This is a genomic window from Synechococcus sp. KORDI-52 (genome assembly GCF_000737595.1).
Classification (GTDB): domain Bacteria; phylum Cyanobacteriota; class Cyanobacteriia; order PCC-6307; family Cyanobiaceae; genus Parasynechococcus.
This window is the reverse complement of sequence record NZ_CP006271.1, coordinates 543,652-562,321: the sequence shown is the minus strand read 5'-3', so window position 1 is coordinate 562,321 and position 18,670 is coordinate 543,652. Positions and strand designations below refer to the sequence as shown.

The window sequence follows — 18,670 nt, the reverse complement described above, 5'->3', positions numbered from 1 at the left end:
GCTTCCTTTCCCCCATATCGATCCATCAATCACACAGTTGGCCACAAAAAAGAATGGCTTGACGTGAAACCGGAATGCTGCTGTTTGGACTGCGCGAACGCTTGAACGCCAGCCTTCGTTCAAAGCTGCCCAGACAAGTGGCGAAGACTACAAAAAGTCTTCACCTCGTATCAACGTTCCTGTACCAAATCTAAAGACGTGCTGATTCGGTGACCAATCAAACACCCGGCTTGCCTTAAGCGCACGAAATTGGCATCATCCAAAATGCCTAGAATGATTGAGTGCGTTTACCGAAACGACACCGACCGGATGGTGATCGTGAAATGCATTGGTAAGGACCACTTCTATCGCGAGAAGGTGGTGATGCCTACGGAAGTCTTCTGGTTTGAAGCGCCTCAGGATGCACGCCTAGAAATCTGGAAAATGTCAATGAGCGGGCAGATGTTGCATGTGCGTGCCGATGTAAGCGACTACGCCATGAATGAAGAGCCTGCAACGGAATCCCTCTGGGCCAGCTAGCTGGGCTGGTCATGGCGGATCACGTCAATAGGCAATACCTCGATACACACGGGTTGGCTTGGATCTCGCGCTGTCCAGCCCGAGGAGATGAGCAGTGGCACGAGATCGAACAACACCATGGGGATGTACAGGGGCGCCGGCAGCTTTTACAGGGTTAATACCGAGCAGCTCAGCTGTCATGCGAGAGCGAATGATTCCTCCTCGTTGAATCGGGGCACGGTCAAGCCTCTTGGCCTGAAGGGGCCGAACCGGAACACTGCGATACACAAGAGGGGTCTCCTCCTTTGGGTCCTCCAGCTGGAGCAGAGCCGCCGTGGGAGCCGAGCGGATGACGCGCTTCTCTTGGGCAGGAGAGCGATACACCAACCGCTGGACAGGAACTTCAGAGTTGGAGAGCTGAGAACCCCGTTCGTAACGGACTCCGCGAAAAGTGAGAACTGACATGGCGACGACGGCAGAAGACGAGCCCCCGTTCCCTGGCTCGTTGTAGATGCGCCCTGGTTCAGGGTGAACGCAATGTAGCCGTTGCTACAGACAAAGCTTCTCCGCTCAAACTCGCTTAAGGGCGTTCGGATGACTACACATCGGTCAAAAAAAAACTTTTTTAACGGTTGGAGCGGGATGTAGACAGAGGGGCGTCTCGGCCCAGGGAGGGGCATCACAAGGTCATGCCAAAACAAGCTGCCACAACACCTCGAATCCTGCTGGCTGCCGCTGCGGCCTTGCTCTGCCAAGCCTGTAGCGGCACGCCAACAGAGACACGGCTGCAGGATGCCAAGCCCGGCGATGCGCTCGTGACCGAAGGCGAAACGACCATCACACTGACCAAGGCATTTCGGCCCGGAACACCCAACGGACTGTTCGATGGCGGGGTTGCAGTCAGCAGTCCTGCCGCAGAAGCAAAGGCTGCGGAGGTCAACGCCGTGTGCAGCATGCCGAACCTGCCAAATTGGCCCAACTACGACAACATCTACGGCCGCTGGCTGGAATCAGGCGAGACCCCCGGAGCGGAAGGCGGAAACACCGACTGGCAACTGTTGATCTACTTCGACGGCACCACGAAAAACAAGGGCAGAGAAAAGGCACCAGCCTGGGCGCAACGGCTTGCCCAAAACGCCTGCCGGAAGGGAGATTTCCAAGACAACTAAGCCCTCGAAGGTATCAAAAGCGACTCTTTTTCAAGGCAAAAACTGAAAGCTGCAGCAGAAGATACAGCCGGCCACCAATGCAGGAGAGAAAATAAGAATGATTCCCATTCTTTTTTATGGCCAGCACAGGCAGCGTAAGTTCCTGGGACGAATCACTCCTCGTTGCAATGATTCAGTATCCGGTTCCTGTAATCAAAGGACCAGAAGATATTCAGACCCAGGTTGATCAAATTTGCAAGGCAGTGGCGACAACCAAGGCCGGCTATCCGGAAGCTGATCTGATCGTGATGCCGGAGTACTCGACTCAGGGGCTGAACACATCGATCTGGACATACGATGAGATGCTCCTGACCATCGATTCACCAGAGATCGGCCGCTTCAAACAAGCCTGCAAAGAGAACGATGTATGGGGCGTGTTTTCATTAATGGAGGTCAACGACGACCCAAGCAAACCTCCGTTCAATTCAGCCATCATCATCAATTCGGATGGCGAAATAGCACTTCACTATCGGAAACTGCAACCATGGGTCCCCATCGAACCATGGTCGCCCGGCAACTACGGCATGCCTGTCTGCGATGGACCCAAAGGCTCGAAGCTTGCAGTCTGCATCTGCCATGATGGCATGTTCCCAGAACTTGCTCGAGAAGCTGCGTACAAGGGGGCGAACGTCTACATCCGCATTTCTGGTTACTCAACCCAAGTGAATGATCAGTGGATCTGGACCAACCGAACCAATGCTTGGCAAAATCTGATGTACACGATTTCGGTGAACCTTGCTGGATACGATGGTGTGTTTTACTACTTTGGCGAAGGAACAGTTTGCAACTACGACGGTAACGTCATCCAACAAGGGCATCGGAACCCCTGGGAGATCGTTACAGCAGAGCTATTCCCGCGTCTTGTTGACAAGGCAAGGGAAAATTGGGCGCTCGAAAACAACATCTTCAACCTTGGATGCCGTGCCTATGTGGGCAAGCCTGGTGGCGAAAAAGAAAACTACCTCACCTGGGTTGAAGACCTGGCCAAAGGCGAATACAAACTCCCCTGGGACAGCAGCGTTCGGATCCGTGATGGATGGAAGTACTACCCCGAAGGTGTGAAGCTGGGTCCGATGCCAAAGAACGGAACGACAGCTGCCAAACCAACTGAGTCGGTCGCGTTGTAGGCGCGCTTGCGCCCGGGGCTGCCTGGCACCAGCTCCGGGCATTATCAAAAAAGCAGCCAAGTTTTAGTGCGATTCAATACGAATACATTTAAGCAAAAAATTATTCGACAAAATAAGTATCAGCCACAACATCTCCCCTTTTTGGTGCTGATTTGAATGTTGTTGGTTGATAGTGCTTTTTCATGCCCGAGACCCTTTTTAAGGTGGATCTCACCAAGCCGATGGACCAGCAGGAGATGCCTGGTCATAACAGGTGGCACCCCGACATTCCTGCTGTTGCCTCCGTCAATCCAGGTGATGTGTTCCGCATCGAATGCAAGGACTGGACCGATGGACAGATCAAGGACAACGACGACCCGCAAGATATCGCTGACGTCAACCTGGAGATGGTTCACGTCCTGAGTGGCCCGATCTGGGTGAACGGTGCTCAGCCCGGAGACATCCTGGTGGTGGACATCCTTGAGGTAGGTGCCCTCCAAGGTGATGAATGGGGGTTCACGGGAATTTTCGCCAAAGAGAATGGCGGCGGGTTCCTGACCGATCATTTCCCCAAAGCAGCCAAAGCCATCTGGGATCTGGAAGGTGTCTACACCACATCGCGCCACATCCCCGGTGTGCGCTTCGCGGGAATCACGCACCCTGGATTGATCGGCTGTGCCCCGTCCATGGAACTGCTCAACGAGTGGAACCGCAGGGAAACAGAACTGGTCAACACCGCACCGGATCGCAGGACCTACGGTGCGGGTCTTTCCGGCAGTGAGCCCGTGCTCGCCGCCCTGCCCAACCCCAACAGTGCCATTCTTGGCAATGTGGCGGCGGGTGATTTCGATCGCATCGCTAATGAAGCAGCACGCACCGTTCCTCCCCGGGAACATGGCGGTAACTGCGACATCAAGAACCTCACCAAAGGCACACGGATCTACTTCCCTGTGTATGTGGAAGGGGCAAAACTTTCCATGGGAGACATCCACTTCTCCCAGGGTGATGGAGAGATCTCCTTCTGTGGTGCCATCGAGATGTCAGGCTATCTCGACCTGCATGTTGATCTGATTAAGGGTGGCATGGCCAAATACGGGATGGTCAATCCCATGTTCAAGACCAGCCCTGTTGAGCCTCATTACAGCGACTACCTCGTGTTCGAGGGTATTTCTGTTGATGAATTCGAAGGCAAGCAGTACTACATGGATGTGCACATTGCATACCGTCGTGCCTGCTTGAATGCCATTGAGTACCTGAAGAAATTCGGCTACACCGGCGAACAGGCTTACCTGCTCTTGAGTTGTGCACCTGTCGAAGGCAGGATCAGCGGCATTGTCGACATTCCCAATGCATGCTGCACCCTGGCATTGCCAACCTCCATCTTTGACAAAGACATTCTTCCTTGCTGAGGAAAACACCGAAAAGCTCTGAAACAAAGGAGTCAATCACATGGTTGACTCCTTTGTTTTGATACCCTCGAAACAATGCCTGTTTACGAATTCGCCTGTTCCACCAACCAATGTCCCACCTATGACGTTTGGAGATCGATCTCAGATCGTGACACCAGAACGGAATGTCCGGAGTGCGGAAGTGAGGGACGGCGTCTGTTCAATCCACCAATGATGCTCACAGGTGGATTGCGCTTGAAATCTGAACGGAAGGAACCTGAACTCGTCACCAAAAAAATGCGGGAACCATCCACCAGACCACGGCTGCAGGAAAGCACCACACGTCCTTGGATGCTGAATCGCGGTTGCTGAACTGTCGAAATCAGTCCCCCCCCCCCCCCGCAACAGCTGTTGCGGGGGGGGGGGTTGAGTGGGATTCAAACAGTCAGAAACTCCTGAATGACCGCTTCTGATAAGGAAGCAGTGGGGCCACTGGAGACGATTCCACCACGCTGCATGGCGTAATAAAAGTTCGATTGACGTACAAAGTGGAGGTGCTGTTCAACAAGCAGAACGCTGATCCCGGTCTCCTTGATGATGCGCTGAACAGCCCGTTCGATGTCAAGAATGATCGATGGCTGAATCCCCTCAGTCGGCTCATCAAGCAGAAGCAACTTTGGCTGACCAAGCAACGCACGAGCAATGGCCAACTGCTGTTGTTGACCGCCGCTCAAGTCACCACCACGCCGATTCAGAAACTCCTCAAGAATGGGGAAGAGTTCATAAATGAAGGGATCGATATGACGGTTTTTCCCCATTCCGCCAGGTAGAGCTTCCATACCAAGCATCAGGTTCTCGCGAACCGTCAGTCGGGGAATGATGTCACGACCTTGAGAAACATATCCAATGCCATGGCGTGCACGCCGATACGGGGGCTGCTTCAGCAGCTGATTTGACTCGTATTGAATCGAACCACTTTTCTGCTGGAGCAGACCAATCAATGTTTTCAGGAATGTGGTTTTACCCACGCCATTGCGGCCAATCAGGCAGACCATTTCACCTTTGGGGATCTGCAGATCGACATCCCGAAGAATGTGACTTTCACCGTAGTAAACATTAACGCCTGAAGCCTTGAGGATCAGGTCAGATGAAGTTGGATGCATGGTGGATAATTCGAGGATTGCAGTCGGCACGACATCTAATTGAATAGATCTTTAGTGGTCATCAGATTCACCGAGATACACTTCAATCACGCGAGGATCAGCCTTTACCTCATCCAGGGATCCCTCCGTCAATTTCTGGCCTTGATGGAGGACGGTGACAGGAGCCCCAAGGTCTCTGATGAACTCCATGTCGTGCTCAATCACCACAACGGTGTGCTCCCCCGCCAAGGATTTGATCAGGTCGGCGGTTTTGGAGGTTTCCTCATCCGTCAAGCCAGCCACAGGCTCATCCAAGAGAATGATGTCAGGGGACTGGGCCACCAACATGGAGATGGCAAGCCACTGTTTCTGGCCGTGGGACAACGAGCCCGCCTGCCACTTGGCATAGGGAGCCAAGCCCACATACTCCATGATTTTAAAGACCTCATCCTTGACGGTGTCGTTCAAGGATTCCGTCAGGAGTGACAACGGATTTTTATTGGGCGAGGCGGTGAGCTCGAGGTTGCGCTGCACCGTCAGATTCTCGAACACACGAGGAGTTTGGAACTTACGCCCAACACCCAGGCGAGAGATCTTTTGCTCGGAGAGGCCAACAATGCTGCAACCACGCAACATCACATCCCCTTTGGTAGGACGGACCTTGCCGGTGATCACATCGAGGAATGTGGTTTTGCCGGCTCCGTTGGGGCCGATGATCGAGCGCAGCTCACCAGGACGCAGCGAGAAAGAGAGATCAGTTAGGGCATAAAAACCGTCAAAACTGACACTCACATCATCGAGATCGAGAATAGTTTGAGACATGGAGAACCTTCAAAAGATCAGAGTGAAAAGATTTATACCGATGCAGACTCACTTTGGACGGATTCGTCAAAATCGATCTTTGGGTAGGTCGCAGACCTCTTAGCAAGACCAAAGGCGGCAAGCATGGTGCGGAAACCCCCTTTGGTGAACCAGCCATAAATGCCGTCAGGCATCAACACAACAACAAAGATGAATAGTGCACCTTGAACAAACAGCCACGCTTCCGGAAGTGCCTCACTGACAAGGCTTCTTAGGTAGTTGACAACAACAGCGCCGATGATCGGTCCCACCAGCGTGCCGCGACCACCAACCGCGACCCAGATCACCATCTCAATTGACATGGAGATCGACATGAACTGGGGAGAGACAATGCCCGACTGAACGGTGTAAAGCGCACCTGACACACCGGCCAAAGCACCTGCCACAACAAAGACAATCACCTTGAATGGGGTTGGGTTGAATCCGGAGAAGCGCAGACGTGGTTCGTCATCTCGGATCGCAATCAACGAATCACCAAACCGGCCGGAAGTAAGGTACTTGCAGAGCAGGAAGGCAAAAGGAAGAAGAACCAACGTGATGCGATAAAACAACACCTGAGCTTCATCCGAACCGGCAACCAGGCCGAAGATTTCAGTCGTGCTGGTCTTCAAACCATTGGTTCCATTGACAAGTTTTTGCTGACCATTGAAGAAATGGTAGAAAACCATTAATGACGCCTGGGTGATGATCGAGAAATACACACCCTTGATACGGTTCCTAAAAATCAGGTAACCGACCAATCCGGCCACAACGGAAGGGACAATAAAAATGGCAAAAATGGAAGCAGGAAAGGACCAGAATGGCTCCCAGAAAAAGGGCAACTGATCAACACCATAGTTCTCAAAAAACTTGGGCAATCCGTTGGCACCTGTGGTGAAATCATTTTTGGTGACCAGCAACAGGTGCATCGCGATGGCATACCCCCCGAGGGAGAAGAAAATTCCCTGGCCCAAACTCAGCAAGCCCGTGTAACCCCAGATGAGGTCAATACCAAGGGCAACAAAAGCCAGGGAGAAGTAGCGACCAAACAGATTCAATCGGAACTGAGAAAAGCCGAACAAACCGCTATCCGCCATGGCCGGCAGGATAAAAAAGGCAAAAGCCAGAAGGATCCAAGGGATCAGGCGCTTAAAAAGTTTCATCGAAGTAATGCAAAGTCATTAAGCATCAACTGAGCGTCCCTTTTGTGGGAACATCCCGGTTGGCTTGAACTGGAGGAAGGCAATAATGAAGATGAAAACGAGCACCAACGACATACTCGTCGTGGCGAAGAACTCTGTTACAGCCCTCAAACCATCGGGCATATCTGGGAAAGCGATCAACAACGATCCAGAGCCGATGATGGACTGAATAATCCCCAGCATCATGGATGCAATCACAGTTCCAACCAGGTTGCCGACACCACCAAGAACAATCACCATGAAGCAGGAAACGATGTAAGACGCCCCGAGATTGGGTCCAACAGACCCCAGCAAAGTGATGGCACAACCCGCCACCCCGGCCAGACCGGAACCAATTCCGAAGGTGATGCTGTCAACGCTATCGGTGGGGATGCCCAGGCAGTTGCTCATTTCACGATTCTGCGTGACCGAACGAATCCGAACTCCCCAGACACTTTTGGTCAGGAACCAGGCAACGGCAGCCAGCAGAAATGCCGACAAAACAATGATGAAAATTCGAATGCCAGGAAGTTCAATCCCAGCGATAGACCCCCAACTTCCCTGAAGCCATTTGGGCGCGGTGACATCAATATTGCGTGGCCCAAACCAGGGGTTGGAGAAGAAGCGACCAAAGGAAGCGAAAATATTGATTGAAAAAATCCCAAGCAAACCAGCCACAGCCCAGACAGCACCACCGAGATAATTTCCGAATGATGCATCCTTCAAGGACGAGGGCATGAAGCGTTTGGCCAACCAACCCAACAGTGCCGTCACGCCAATGCCCAGCATCATGGCCAGGGAGACACTGCGAACGAACTGAATCAAGATCAGGCTGACACCCCAGGTGGCCAGAAGAGTTTCAAGAGGTCTCCCATACAACCGCCGAATCAATGTGCGTTCCAATAAAACACCGATCAAGGCCGTAACCACGAAGGAAGCAACAAGTGCCACGAGGTAATACAGCTCGAACACGGATGCCCCCAGGGGACGAAACATGTTCTGAACCACAAAAGTGACGTAGGCGCCAAGCATCATGAATTCACCATGGGCGAGATTAATCACACCCATCAATCCAAAGACGATTGCCAAGCCAGTCGCCGCGAGCAGAAGCACCGAACCGATGCTTAAGCCATCAAGAATCTGCGAAAAAACTAGCTCCATGATTTCATCGGATAAAAAAAAAGGTGGATCAAACAAAGTCTGATCCACCCAGGATTAAATTTCTGAATCAAGAATCACATCTTGAACTTACCGGCGTCCGGACGATCCAGAGTCCAGTCGCACTTATAACCCTTGGTCTCAGGAACGTACTGGTTCCAGGTGATAGGAGCAACAGGTGTTTTGCTGTCCCAGAGGATTTCAAACTGACCGTCATCCTTGGCTTCACCAATGCGAACGGTCTGAGAGATGTGGTGGTTGGGATACATTTCGATGGGACCCTGTGGGGCATCCAACTTGATGCCGATCAGCGCATTACGGACAGCATCCAGATCCTCATAGGTTCCAGCCTTCTCAACTGCAGCTTTCCAGAGGTAGACCATGTTGTAAGCGGATTCCATCGGGTCATTGGTCACCCGATCGTCGCCATACATTTCGATGAAAGCTTCATTGAAGTTATTGGCAGCCTCCGTTCCGAGAGACATGAAATAATTCCAAGCCGCATAGGTTCCACCAACATAGTCAGGACCGATCTGGCGAATCTCTTCTTCCGCGATGGAGAAGGACATGATCGGATACTTATCCGGGGTGATGCCAGCTGCCTTGAACTGCTTGAACAGAGCAACGTTGGAGTCACCGTTCAGAGTGTTGATGATGATTCCACCATCGGGGAACTCCTTCTTGATCTTGGCGATGATCGGAGCCACTTCGGTGTTGCCCAGGGGGATGTAATCCTCACCAACGGTCTCACCACCCAGGCTCTTGACCTGCTCTTTGATGATGGTGTTTGCCGTGCGGGGATAGACGTAGTCAGAACCGACGAGGTAGACCTTCTTGCCATACTTATCGGCGAAGGTTTCAAACAGCCAGTCAACGGCGGGCTCAGCCTGCTGGTTGGGCACAGCACCGGTGTAGAAGATGTTTTTCGAACACTCCTGACCCTCGTACTGAATGGGATAGAAGAGGAAGTGATCCTTGGCTTCATAGACAGGAAGCATGGCCTTGCGGCTTGCTGAGGTCCAGCCACCGAACACCACGGCAACCTTGTCAGCGTCGATCAGCTTCTGAGATTTCTCAGCGAAGGTGGGCCAATCAGAAGCACCGTCTTCAGAGACGTAGGTGATCTTGTAAGACTTGTCGTCGATCTTGACGCCGCCAGCGTCATTGATCTCCTTGATTGCCATCTCCTCAACCTCTTTGAGGGTGGTTTCGGAGATGGCCATGGTTCCACTCAGAGAGTGGAGGATGCCCACCTTGATTTCGCCATCGAAATCGCCACCGGCAGAATCACCGCCGCCGCCGCAGGCCGTCATGGTGACGCCGACAGCCGTTGCAGCAAAACCAGCGAGGACCCGCTTGGAGAGTGAACTAATCATTTCCCGAAAGACACGCGAAGAAACAAAGACCGCCAATCGGCGTCGAAGGGAAGGTATTAAGCGCCGAACCCGAAGAAATGTATTGGTTCGCACCTTTTGCTGATTCCAGGATTTTGAACAACTAGTTCGGTAGTTGTTGCAACAAGAAGGCCACCACCTGCTCCAGGCCCTCACCGCTGTGGAGATTGGTGAAACACCAAGGCCGCTGACCACGCATTCGCCGGGTGTCCTTTTTCATCACCGCAAGATCGGCACCGACCTGGGGAGCCAGGTCAATCTTGTTGATCACCAGCAGATCAGAGCGTGTGATGCCAGGCCCTCCTTTCCGGGGGATCTTGTCGCCGGCCGCCACATCGATCACGTAGATGCAGAGATCCACCAGTTCCGGACTGAAGCTCGCCGCCAGGTTGTCGCCACCGCTCTCAACCAGAACAAGATCGAGATTCGGAAACTGCGTCTCCAGCTCCGCCACAGCGGCTCTGTTGATCGAGCAGTCTTCCCGGATCGCCGTGTGAGGGCAACCACCGGTCTCCACGCCACGAATCCGCTCTGGATCCAGGGCACCAGCACGGGTGAGGAACTGGGCATCCTCCTGGGTGTAGATGTCATTGGTGACCACCGCAAGCTGCAGGTCGTCGCGCAAGCGGCGACAGAGCGCCTCCACCAGTGCGGTCTTGCCGGATCCCACAGGACCCGCCACCCCCAGGCGCAGTTTGCTGCTCATCAGCTTCGAAACAGGCGTGAATACAGCTCAGCATGGGCAAGCTGGGCCATGCCCGCACCCACACCGCTGCTCCAGAGCTGCTGCGGATCGGCCACCTGGAGCAGCTGAGCTTGGGAGGCAATCAGCGGCAGCAGCCTCTGTTGCAGCACCTGCGCGCGGGAGGGGCCCAACGGCAGCAGCCGCACCGAGGCACTGAGCTGATTGGCAACCCAGCCGTAGAGGTAGCCCTCCACCATGTCTCCCGCTGGAACCGACAAGCCCACAGCAGCCCAGGCCCAGGCCGCCGGCCAGCCCAGGGCCACAGGTTCAGGCAAGTCCTGACCCATGTCCGACATCAATTGCAGCAGCGACATCCCCATCTGACGCTGCTGGGCTCGCAGCTCCGCGGCCTCGCGGGTGGCCAACAGCCATCCATCCAGATCGATCAGGCGCGCCTTGGCCGCCGCATCGATCTGGGTTGACCAGGCCACAAGAGCCTCCGCCAGAGGCCTCAACGCCGCGGCTTCCAAGCGCAACGTGCCCCTTTGCAGCTCAGCCTCCAACCAAGCCTGGATGGCCTGCTCATCGGCGATGGAGCCGGCCTGAATCAACACCTCCAGGCCTTCTGAATAGCTGAAGGCACCCACGGGCAGGGCCGGGCTGACCAGTTGCAACAACGCCAGGGACGTCATCCGTGCTGATGGCCTCCGTAGGCACCGCCCTCCGGGGCAAACGGCTGCAAACAGCGGCTCACCGTCAGTCCACGCCGTTCCAGCATCGTGGCGAGAACGGAATCCTCCGGCAACAACAGCTCCTGCTCATGCAGCTCCAGGGCCACATGGCGATTGCCCAGGTGGTAAGCCGCCTGCAACAGCTCCAGGGGATGCGACCCCTGCACCCGCAGCAACGCCTCCGGCGCTGCCGTCACCCCCACAACAGTCGAACCGGACTGATCCCCCAGCAGATCGCCAGGCTGCAGCGATCCCACACGGGGCAACTGCAGCAGCACCTGACGACCGCAGGACGTGGTGCGACGGCCCCGCAGCACCGTGCGCTCTTCGGCGGTTAACGGCAACTGCAGGGTTGCCGTTGCACTTCTGTTCTGCAGGCGCTGCTCCAGCACGACCACCGCATCCGTCACCAGCACCTCCTCTCCAGATCCACAACGAAAGCGTGCCGATCAATCACCAGCACTTTGGTGTGCATTGCTACAGAGTCGAAGGCGGCGGCGGCGGAGCGTGAGGCGATGCAACGTCTTGATCCCTGGCACGGCCGCTGCGACCTGCAGTTTCATGCCGCCAACGGCAGCACCCAACACCAGGGGGGCTGCACGGCTCCGTTCAAGCTGCTCCGCAGTGAACGCGGCGATGACGGACGCTGCGAGCTGCCGCTGCTGCACACCGCCGGAGGCCTCGTGGGCGGCGATCAACTCACCCTAGACATCAAGCTTGAAGCCAACAGCCGCGGCCTGATCACCAGTGTGGCGGCGCAGAAGGTTTACGGGTCGATCGGCCGCAGCCGCCTGCAGCCCGAGGGCTGCTTTGCCCATCAACAGGTGCGCTGCTCGCTGGCCAGCGGCAGTGACTTCGAATGGCTGCCGCAAGAACTGGTGCTGTACGCCGATGCCCTGTTCGAGCAGCAGCTGACGGTGACCCTGCCCCAGGACGCTTCCTTTCTCAGTGCAGAGATCGTGCGCTTGGGCCGAACCGCCGCCGGTGAAACCCTGCAGCAGGGACGGTGGCGCTCGAGCCTCACCATTCAGCGCCTCGCAGGCAACAGCTCAACCTGGGAGCTGGCAGATCGGGTGGACCTCGGCGGCGCCAGCCTGGACAGCCCGCATGGGTTGGGAGGCGCGCCGGTTTTCGGAACACTGGTTTGGGCCGCACCGATGGTCATGGGTGCCGAAACAGCAACACTGCTGGAGGGAGCGCGGGCTGACCGCGAGGGATTAACGGGCACGATGCGCTGCGGCACCCTGAATCAGGGCCTAATCGCCCGCTATTCCGGCGAGTCGAGCCGTGATGCCCGCTTCTGGTTCAGCCGGATCTGGGAGCGCACGCGAACGATCCGGGGGCTGAAACGACCTCGCATCCCCAGGGTCTGGCCCCTACAGGAACAGCCTCTGCGCCGACAAACGTCCACTCTGAACGCTTTCGAGGCGGCAGCGGAGACACACTGAAGACGACCGGGCTTCGCCATGCATCTCAGTCCCCAGGAAAAGGACAAGCTCCTGATCGTGACCGCAGCACTGCTGGCCGAGCGGCGCTTGAACCGTGGGCTGAAACTCAACCACCCTGAAGCGGTGGCTTGGCTCAGTTTTCTGGTGTTGGAAGGTGCCCGTGACGGCAAAAGCGTGGCGGAGCTGATGCAGGACGGCACCACCTGGCTGCGTCAGGACCAGGTGATGGAAGGTGTGCCCGAGCTCGTCCATGAAGTGCAGATCGAAGCGGTCTTTCCCGATGGCACCAAGCTCGTCACCCTGCACGACCCGATTCGCTGAGGCAAAACCCATGGCACCCCTCATTCCAGGCGAACTGCTTCCCGAACCGGGTGAACTGGAGCTAAATGCGGGCCGACCCGTCACCACGCTGAACGTCTCCAACAGCGGCGACCGGCCGGTGCAGGTGGGCTCCCATTTCCATTTCGCCGAAGCGAACGCAGCCCTGCAGTTCGACCGGGCAGCAGCCCGCGGTCAACGGCTCGACATCCCCGCCGGCACCGCCATCCGGTTCGAACCCGGTGACAGCCGCGACGTGAACCTGATTCCCTTCGCCGGTGCGCGACGCATCATCGGCTTCAACGGCCAGATCAACGGACCCCTCGACGCCTGACCCATGCCCTACCGCATCTCCCGCCAGGCCTACGCCGAGACCTACGGACCCACCACCGGCGACAGGGTTCGCCTGGCCGACACCGATCTGATCCTGGAAGTCGAAAAGGACTACACCGTCTACGGCGATGAGGTGAAGTTCGGCGGCGGCAAGGTGATCCGCGACGGCATGGGCCAAGCCCAGACCCCTCGAGCCAAAGGTGCCGTTGACACCGTGATCACCAATGCCCTGATTCTCGACTGGTGGGGCATCGTCAAGGCCGATGTCGGCCTCAAGGACGGCCGCATCGTCGGCATCGGCAAAGCCGGCAACCCCGACACCCAGGCAGGGGTGACGATCGTGGTGGGCCCAGGCACGGAAGCCATCGCCGGGGAAGGACACATCCTCACGGCCGGCAGCATCGACACCCACATCCACTTCATCTGTCCCCAGCAGATCGAAACGGCTCTGGCCAGCGGCGTGACCACGCTGATGGGCGGCGGCACCGGACCAGCCACCGGCACCAATGCCACCACCTGCACCCCCGGTGCCTTCCACATCGGGCGAATGCTCCAGGCCGCAGAAGGCCTGCCGGTGAACCTGGGCTTTTTCGGCAAAGGCAATGCCAGCACCCCGGAAGCGCTGGAGGAACAGGTGCGCGCCGGCGCCTGCGGCCTGAAGCTGCACGAAGACTGGGGCACCACGCCCGCCAGCATCGATGCCTGCCTGTCGGTGGCCGATCGTATGGATGTGCAGGTGTGTATCCACACCGACACCTTGAATGAAGCCGGCTTCGTCGAAGACACGATCGCGGCGATCAAAGGGCGCACCATCCACACCTTCCACACCGAGGGTGCCGGCGGTGGACACGCGCCAGACATCATCAAGATCTGCGGCGAGGCCAACGTGCTGCCGAGCAGCACCAACCCCACCCGGCCCTACACCCGCAACACGCTCGAGGAACACCTCGACATGCTGATGGTGTGCCACCACCTCGATCCGAAGATCCCTGAAGACGTGGCCTTCGCCGAATCGCGGATCCGGCGCGAAACGATCGCCGCCGAAGACATCCTTCACGACCTGGGCGCCTTCTCGATCATCGCCAGCGACTCCCAGGCCATGGGCCGCGTGGGCGAGGTGATCACCCGCACCTTCCAGACCGCCCACAAGATGAAGGTGCAGCGCGGTGCCCTGCCGGAAGACTCCGCTCGCAACGACAACCACCGGCTGAAGCGCTACATCGCCAAGGTGACGATCAACCCAGCGTTGGCCCACGGCATCAGCTCCGAAGTGGGGTCGATCGAAACGGGCAAACTCGCCGATCTGGTGCTTTGGAAGCCGGGCTTCTTCGGCATTCGCCCAGAACTGGTGGTGAAGGGCGGTTCGATCGTCTGGGCCCAGATGGGCGACGCCAACGCTTCCATTCCCACCCCCGGCCCGGTGCACGGCCGGCCGATGTTCGGCGCTTTTGGCAAAGCCCTCGCCCCCAGTTGTCTCACCTTTGTAAGTGAAGCAGCCATGGATGCCGATATCCAACGCCAGCTGGGGCTGGAGCGCACCTGCATGGCGGTGAAGGAGACCCGCAGCGTCGGCAAGAGCGCCCTGAAGCTGAATTCAGCGCTGCCCAAGGTGAGCGTGGACCCGCAGACCTATGAGGTGTTCGCCGACGGTGAACTGCTCACCTGCGAGCCCGCTGAGGTGCTGCCCCTCGCCCAGCGCTATCTCCTGCTTTGAGCCCCACGCTGCTGGTGGTCCAACACGTGGACCACGAAGACGCCGCACTGGTGGGAGCACTGGCCCGACAACGGGGTATGACCCTTCAGACCCTGAGGCCCAACCGGGGCGAGACCCTGCCGGATCCCAGGGCGTGTACGAACAGCATCGCCCTCGTGCTCGGTGGTCCGATGAGCGTGAACGATCGCGACCAACCGGACATGGACTGGCTGCGACAGGAACTGGACTGGCTGAGGGCCTGGCACCAGCAACGCCGACCGGTGCTGGGCATCTGCCTGGGGGCGCAGCTCTTGGCTGCTGCTGCAGGGGGCAGCGTGCGACCGCTGCAGGTGGGAGCACCACCACAGCAGCTCAAGGAACTGGGCCTCGGCGCGATCCACTGGATCGCGGATCCAGTTGATGAGGCTCTGCTCAAAGGGCAACAAAGCAGCAGCCTGGTGCTGCATTGGCATGGCGATCGGATCCAACTGCCGGCTGATGCAACCCTGCTGGGTTCATCGCTGCACTGTGCAGAACAGGTGTTTCGGATCGGAGCCCACGCCATTGGCCTGCAGTGCCACCTCGAGATCGACGGTGATGCTCTGCAACGCTGGATCGCCAACGACCATGACTACGTGGTGAGCGCCATTGGACCTGGAGGGCCCGATCGCCTGACCCGGGACTGGCGCAGGCTGGGCGCGACGCTCCAGGAGCAAGGCCGACTCTTCTTCGAGGCTGCGCTCGATCAGCTGGTTGAGATCAGCGAGGCCCACTAATTCCTACGGACAAAAGTAAACAGAACCGAAAACTTTTCTGAACAGGTATCACTGCGAACATCACCCAACCGGCGCAGGCGCTTCAATTGTTTTGTAGCAACAGCTACCGATCGTTCACTTCGCATCACGCGAAGCGCAGTTCGCCTCAGGCCATGGAACGGGGACCTGAGCTTGCTTCGAGGACCATCCCATGACCACCCTTCTCTATCGCGGGCACCAGTACCAGCAAAGCAATGCCAGCCAGGGGAAACCCGGCGTCCAACTGGTCTACCGCCGCAACGTGTACCAAGCGCGTCAGATCAGCAACAGCCCAAGTCAGGCGAAGCTCACCTACCGCGGCGTGAACTACACCCGCTAGGCCAACTTCTCAATCCGTAGCAAGGGGGACAAATTCAATTCAATGAATAGGGCGTAATAGGTTCAGCTTCAGCAACGACGTTGGACCTCATCGCTTCTCGCCTCGATCAAGGCCTCGTGCGGGTGAATCCCTCCAGCGTGCACGGCGTGTTCTGGCTGCAAACCCACTTTCCTTCTCAAGAATGGGATTCATTGCTGTCTGGGCAAGCCGCCTTTGGCATGGATTGCATTGACGATCTGATCACCGATGCACGTCAGGCTGGCTTGAACGTTGAGTGGGAAGCTTCCGTTCCCAACTGAATCCTCTGATTTCAAATCAGTCCTGCACACAGCTGTGTTGCAGGACTTTTTAGTGTTGCAAGAGATAGAGAAGGCTCAAGCCACCAAACGGTTGAGCATCGGCAACTCCGACAGTTCATCCCTCCACTCCTGAGCCCAAAGCGCTTGGCTGCGTTCGTACACTTCCATCAACTGCCCCACGGCACGCTCATCGAAATCAACGCGCAGATCCAACAGCGGGAAAGCAGCTTCACCACTCACCTGCACCGCTGCTGAAGTGCAAAGGCTGGAGCGGTGATCACCACCAGCGGCTTCCCCAGCCTGCAGAGCAAGCATCAACCGGCGGCCCAGTTTCAAACTGGGGTTACTGGTCAAAAAGGCCTGCTCCATCGCCTCCAACACGCCTTCGTCCGCCAAGCAATTGCCGGCAACAGACAGATCACGATGATGGCGATGCCCTGCCCAAGGGCCACAATCCTGACCCGTCCAACAGGCTGTGCGACCGTCCAGATCAATCAGATGAAACTGACGCCGATCACGGTGCTGATCATCCGCCAGAAGGCTGCCCAGAACGCTCTCGGCATCCGAACTCTGCTCCAGGCGCTCAAGACCACAAATCCCCAGATACGGATTGGTGTGGGCCTGGGTGGCGACCGCACCAACCCCGGCGCGGATGTGGGGCACGGTGGATCCAACGGCCAGATGACAGGTGGCAACGGCCACGCCAAAACGACCGTTGCTGGGATCACGGGCCAGGATCGAAAAGGTCACGGCAGCTGACGGTCGAGCCGTTGCAACGTTTCCAGCAGCACCGCAGTGCCCGCCCAACACTGTTCGTCACTGGTGAACTCGGCAGCTGAATGACTCAAGCCGCCCCGGCTGGGCACAAAAATCATGCCCATCGGCCAACGACGGCCAACCTCCTGTGCATCGTGGCTGGCTCGGCTGGGGAGATGGCTGTGGGAGAGGCCAAGATCGGCTGCTGCCTCGGCAATCGTGGCCATCACCAGGGTATCGGCAGGGGTGGGATCAACACTGAACTGAGGGTCCACCGCGATCGGGCAGCCCGTTTCAGCACCGATGCGTTCCACCTGCTGCATCAACTGCTCCACCAACTGATCGAGAACCGTCGAATCCACGTCCCTCAGGTCAACGGTCAGGGCGACAGCGCCGGGGACAACGTTGGCGGCATTGGGCCAAACCTCCAGTCGACCCACCGTCGCCACCGGATCGCCGGCATGACGGGAGGCCATGGCCTCGACAGCGAGAACAAGACGCGAGGCCGCCACGAGGGCGTCCTGTCGCAGGCCCATGGGTGTGGTGCCGGCATGGTTGGCCTGGCCCTGCACATTGATGCTGAACCGACGTTGACCAACAACACCCTCCACAACACCGATGGCATCGCCGCGTTGCTCGAGAACACCACCCTGTTCAACATGCAACTCCAGGAAAGCGGCGTAAGCCTCATCGGAGCGGCAGGCTGAAGCCAAGGAGGGCCAATGCCCGCCGATGCGCGACAGGTTGTCCTGAATCGGCTGGCCGTTGCTGGTGGAGTAACTCTCCGGGTCATCAGAGGCCGTGCCCGCCAAGCCCTTGCAACCCACCATGGTCGACTCCTCGTCGGCAAAGGCGATCAACTCGATGCCATGCCGCAGGCGCAAGCCCTGGTCTTGAAGAGCGCGGCAGGCTTCCAGACCGGCCAACACCCCCAGGGCCCCGTCAAAGCGCCCACCGGTGGGAACCGTGTCGAGGTGAGAACCTGTCACCAAAGCAGGACGGTGGGGATCGAGGCCTTCCAGGCGTCCGATCAAGTTGCCTGCGGCATCGACACGCACCTGCATCCCGAGCTGATTCATCCACTGGGCCAGCAACTCGCGGCCCTGCACATCCTGAGGGGAGAACCCGCGTCGACAGACGCTGCCATCGGGCTTGGCGCCAATGCAGGCCAGCTGCTCGATCGTTGCAACCAAACGATCACGATTGGGTCGCGCCACACTCTTGACTGGCTCGACCCTCGATGCGGGGGTGGTCGGAGAAGCCGAGATGAGCGTTGGCAATGCCGTGACCTTCAGTTCAAAGGGATTACCAACATCCCCCGAACTGACCGATCGGCCTGTAGCTAGCGCAACGATTTA

The 18,670-nt window shown here is 57.4% G+C and carries 23 protein-coding genes; 12 read left to right on the top strand and 11 right to left on the bottom strand.

Annotated elements, in window-relative coordinates; genetic code table 11:
* The first annotated feature begins 273 nt into the window (after window positions 1–273).
* Window positions 274–519: a DUF1830 domain-containing protein gene (locus KR52_RS02825; protein ID WP_038552199.1), complete on the top strand. Its 246-nt coding sequence runs from the start codon at window positions 274–276 to the stop codon at window positions 517–519.
* Between the two features lie 24 nt (window positions 520–543).
* Here KR52_RS02825 and KR52_RS14060 read toward each other — a convergent pair whose 3' ends face one another.
* Complete coding sequence (locus KR52_RS14060) at window positions 544–963, bottom strand: hypothetical protein (RefSeq protein ID WP_156957565.1); 420 nt, start codon at window positions 961–963, stop codon at window positions 544–546.
* Window positions 964–1,187: 224 nt separating this feature from the next.
* Between KR52_RS14060 and KR52_RS02815 the strand changes: the two genes are divergently transcribed.
* From KR52_RS02815 to KR52_RS02800, 4 genes are all read left to right on the top strand, one after another.
* Window positions 1,188–1,667 (top strand): hypothetical protein, encoded by a 480-nt coding sequence (locus KR52_RS02815; protein ID WP_051834254.1) that lies wholly within the window; start codon window positions 1,188–1,190, stop codon window positions 1,665–1,667.
* Between the two features lie 116 nt (window positions 1,668–1,783).
* Window positions 1,784–2,833: a formamidase gene (locus KR52_RS02810; RefSeq protein ID WP_038552195.1), complete on the top strand. Its 1,050-nt coding sequence runs from the start codon at window positions 1,784–1,786 to the stop codon at window positions 2,831–2,833.
* A 182-nt stretch (window positions 2,834–3,015) separates the two neighbouring features.
* Window positions 3,016–4,221 (top strand): formamidase, encoded by a 1,206-nt coding sequence (gene fmdA, locus KR52_RS02805; protein WP_038552193.1) that lies wholly within the window; start codon window positions 3,016–3,018, stop codon window positions 4,219–4,221.
* Between the two features lie 75 nt (window positions 4,222–4,296).
* Window positions 4,297–4,572, top strand: a complete 276-nt coding sequence (locus KR52_RS02800; RefSeq protein ID WP_038552191.1) for an FmdB family zinc ribbon protein — start codon at window positions 4,297–4,299, stop codon at window positions 4,570–4,572.
* A 65-nt stretch (window positions 4,573–4,637) separates the two neighbouring features.
* Here the strand turns inward: KR52_RS02800 and urtE are convergent, their stop codons facing one another.
* The 8 genes from urtE to ureE all read right to left on the bottom strand — a co-directional run bounded on the left by urtE (window position 4,638) and on the right by ureE (window position 11,741).
* Complete coding sequence (gene urtE / locus KR52_RS02795; protein ID WP_038552189.1) at window positions 4,638–5,363, bottom strand: urea ABC transporter ATP-binding subunit UrtE; 726 nt, start codon at window positions 5,361–5,363, stop codon at window positions 4,638–4,640.
* A gap of 51 nt (window positions 5,364–5,414) precedes the next feature.
* Window positions 5,415–6,164: an urea ABC transporter ATP-binding protein UrtD gene (urtD, locus tag KR52_RS02790; protein WP_038552186.1), complete on the bottom strand. Its 750-nt coding sequence runs from the start codon at window positions 6,162–6,164 to the stop codon at window positions 5,415–5,417.
* A gap of 32 nt (window positions 6,165–6,196) precedes the next feature.
* A complete protein-coding gene (gene urtC / locus KR52_RS02785) occupies window positions 6,197–7,345 on the bottom strand; it encodes an urea ABC transporter permease subunit UrtC (protein ID WP_038552183.1) in 1,149 nt (382 codons plus the stop codon).
* Window positions 7,346–7,363: 18 nt separating this feature from the next.
* Complete coding sequence (gene urtB, locus KR52_RS02780) at window positions 7,364–8,524, bottom strand: urea ABC transporter permease subunit UrtB (protein ID WP_038552181.1); 1,161 nt, start codon at window positions 8,522–8,524, stop codon at window positions 7,364–7,366.
* Between the two features lie 74 nt (window positions 8,525–8,598).
* Window positions 8,599–9,897, bottom strand: coding sequence for an urea ABC transporter substrate-binding protein (urtA, locus tag KR52_RS02775; RefSeq protein ID WP_038552178.1), 1,299 nt, complete (start codon window positions 9,895–9,897; stop codon window positions 8,599–8,601).
* A 121-nt stretch (window positions 9,898–10,018) separates the two neighbouring features.
* Window positions 10,019–10,621, bottom strand: a complete 603-nt coding sequence (gene ureG, locus KR52_RS02770; RefSeq protein ID WP_038552175.1) for an urease accessory protein UreG — start codon at window positions 10,619–10,621, stop codon at window positions 10,019–10,021.
* Window positions 10,621–11,292 carry an urease accessory protein UreF gene (locus tag KR52_RS02765; RefSeq protein WP_038552172.1) on the bottom strand — a complete coding sequence of 224 codons (672 nt, stop codon included), beginning with the start codon at window positions 11,290–11,292 and terminating at the stop codon, window positions 10,621–10,623. Before KR52_RS02765 ends, ureG begins: the two co-directional genes overlap by 1 nt.
* The gene (gene ureE, locus KR52_RS02760) at window positions 11,289–11,741 is read right to left on the bottom strand and encodes an urease accessory protein UreE (RefSeq protein ID WP_038556763.1); all 453 of its coding nucleotides are present in this window, start codon (window positions 11,739–11,741) and stop codon (window positions 11,289–11,291) included. The genes KR52_RS02765 and ureE overlap by 4 nt, the downstream gene beginning before the upstream one ends.
* Before the next feature lie 105 nt (window positions 11,742–11,846).
* Between ureE and KR52_RS02755 the strand changes: the two genes are divergently transcribed.
* From KR52_RS02755 to KR52_RS02730, 7 genes are all read left to right on the top strand, one after another.
* A complete protein-coding gene (locus tag KR52_RS02755; protein ID WP_038552168.1) occupies window positions 11,847–12,779 on the top strand; it encodes an urease accessory protein UreD in 933 nt (310 codons plus the stop codon).
* 18 nt (window positions 12,780–12,797) lie between these two features.
* A complete protein-coding gene (locus tag KR52_RS02750) occupies window positions 12,798–13,100 on the top strand; it encodes an urease subunit gamma (protein ID WP_038552166.1) in 303 nt (100 codons plus the stop codon).
* Window positions 13,101–13,110: 10 nt separating this feature from the next.
* Window positions 13,111–13,431 (top strand): urease subunit beta, encoded by a 321-nt coding sequence (locus KR52_RS02745; protein ID WP_038552163.1) that lies wholly within the window; start codon window positions 13,111–13,113, stop codon window positions 13,429–13,431.
* 3 nt (window positions 13,432–13,434) lie between these two features.
* Window positions 13,435–15,144 (top strand): urease subunit alpha, encoded by a 1,710-nt coding sequence (gene ureC / locus KR52_RS02740; protein ID WP_038552160.1) that lies wholly within the window; start codon window positions 13,435–13,437, stop codon window positions 15,142–15,144.
* 14 nt (window positions 15,145–15,158) lie between these two features.
* Window positions 15,159–15,899 (top strand): type 1 glutamine amidotransferase, encoded by a 741-nt coding sequence (locus tag KR52_RS02735; protein ID WP_253912437.1) that lies wholly within the window; start codon window positions 15,159–15,161, stop codon window positions 15,897–15,899.
* 190 nt (window positions 15,900–16,089) lie between these two features.
* Entirely contained in the window at window positions 16,090–16,257 is a 168-nt protein-coding gene (locus KR52_RS13500) for a DUF4278 domain-containing protein (RefSeq protein WP_071840152.1), read from the top strand.
* Window positions 16,258–16,337: 80 nt separating this feature from the next.
* Window positions 16,338–16,556, top strand: a complete 219-nt coding sequence (locus KR52_RS02730) for a hypothetical protein (protein WP_051834253.1) — start codon at window positions 16,338–16,340, stop codon at window positions 16,554–16,556.
* A 75-nt stretch (window positions 16,557–16,631) separates the two neighbouring features.
* Here the strand turns inward: KR52_RS02730 and KR52_RS02725 are convergent, their stop codons facing one another.
* Entirely contained in the window at window positions 16,632–17,306 is a 675-nt protein-coding gene (locus KR52_RS02725; RefSeq protein WP_038552154.1) for a DUF1028 domain-containing protein, read from the bottom strand.
* Window positions 17,303–18,592 carry a Zn-dependent hydrolase gene (locus KR52_RS02720; protein ID WP_038552152.1) on the bottom strand — a complete coding sequence of 430 codons (1,290 nt, stop codon included), beginning with the start codon at window positions 18,590–18,592 and terminating at the stop codon, window positions 17,303–17,305. Before KR52_RS02720 ends, KR52_RS02725 begins: the two co-directional genes overlap by 4 nt.
* Between the last annotated feature and the right edge of the window lie 78 nt (window positions 18,593–18,670).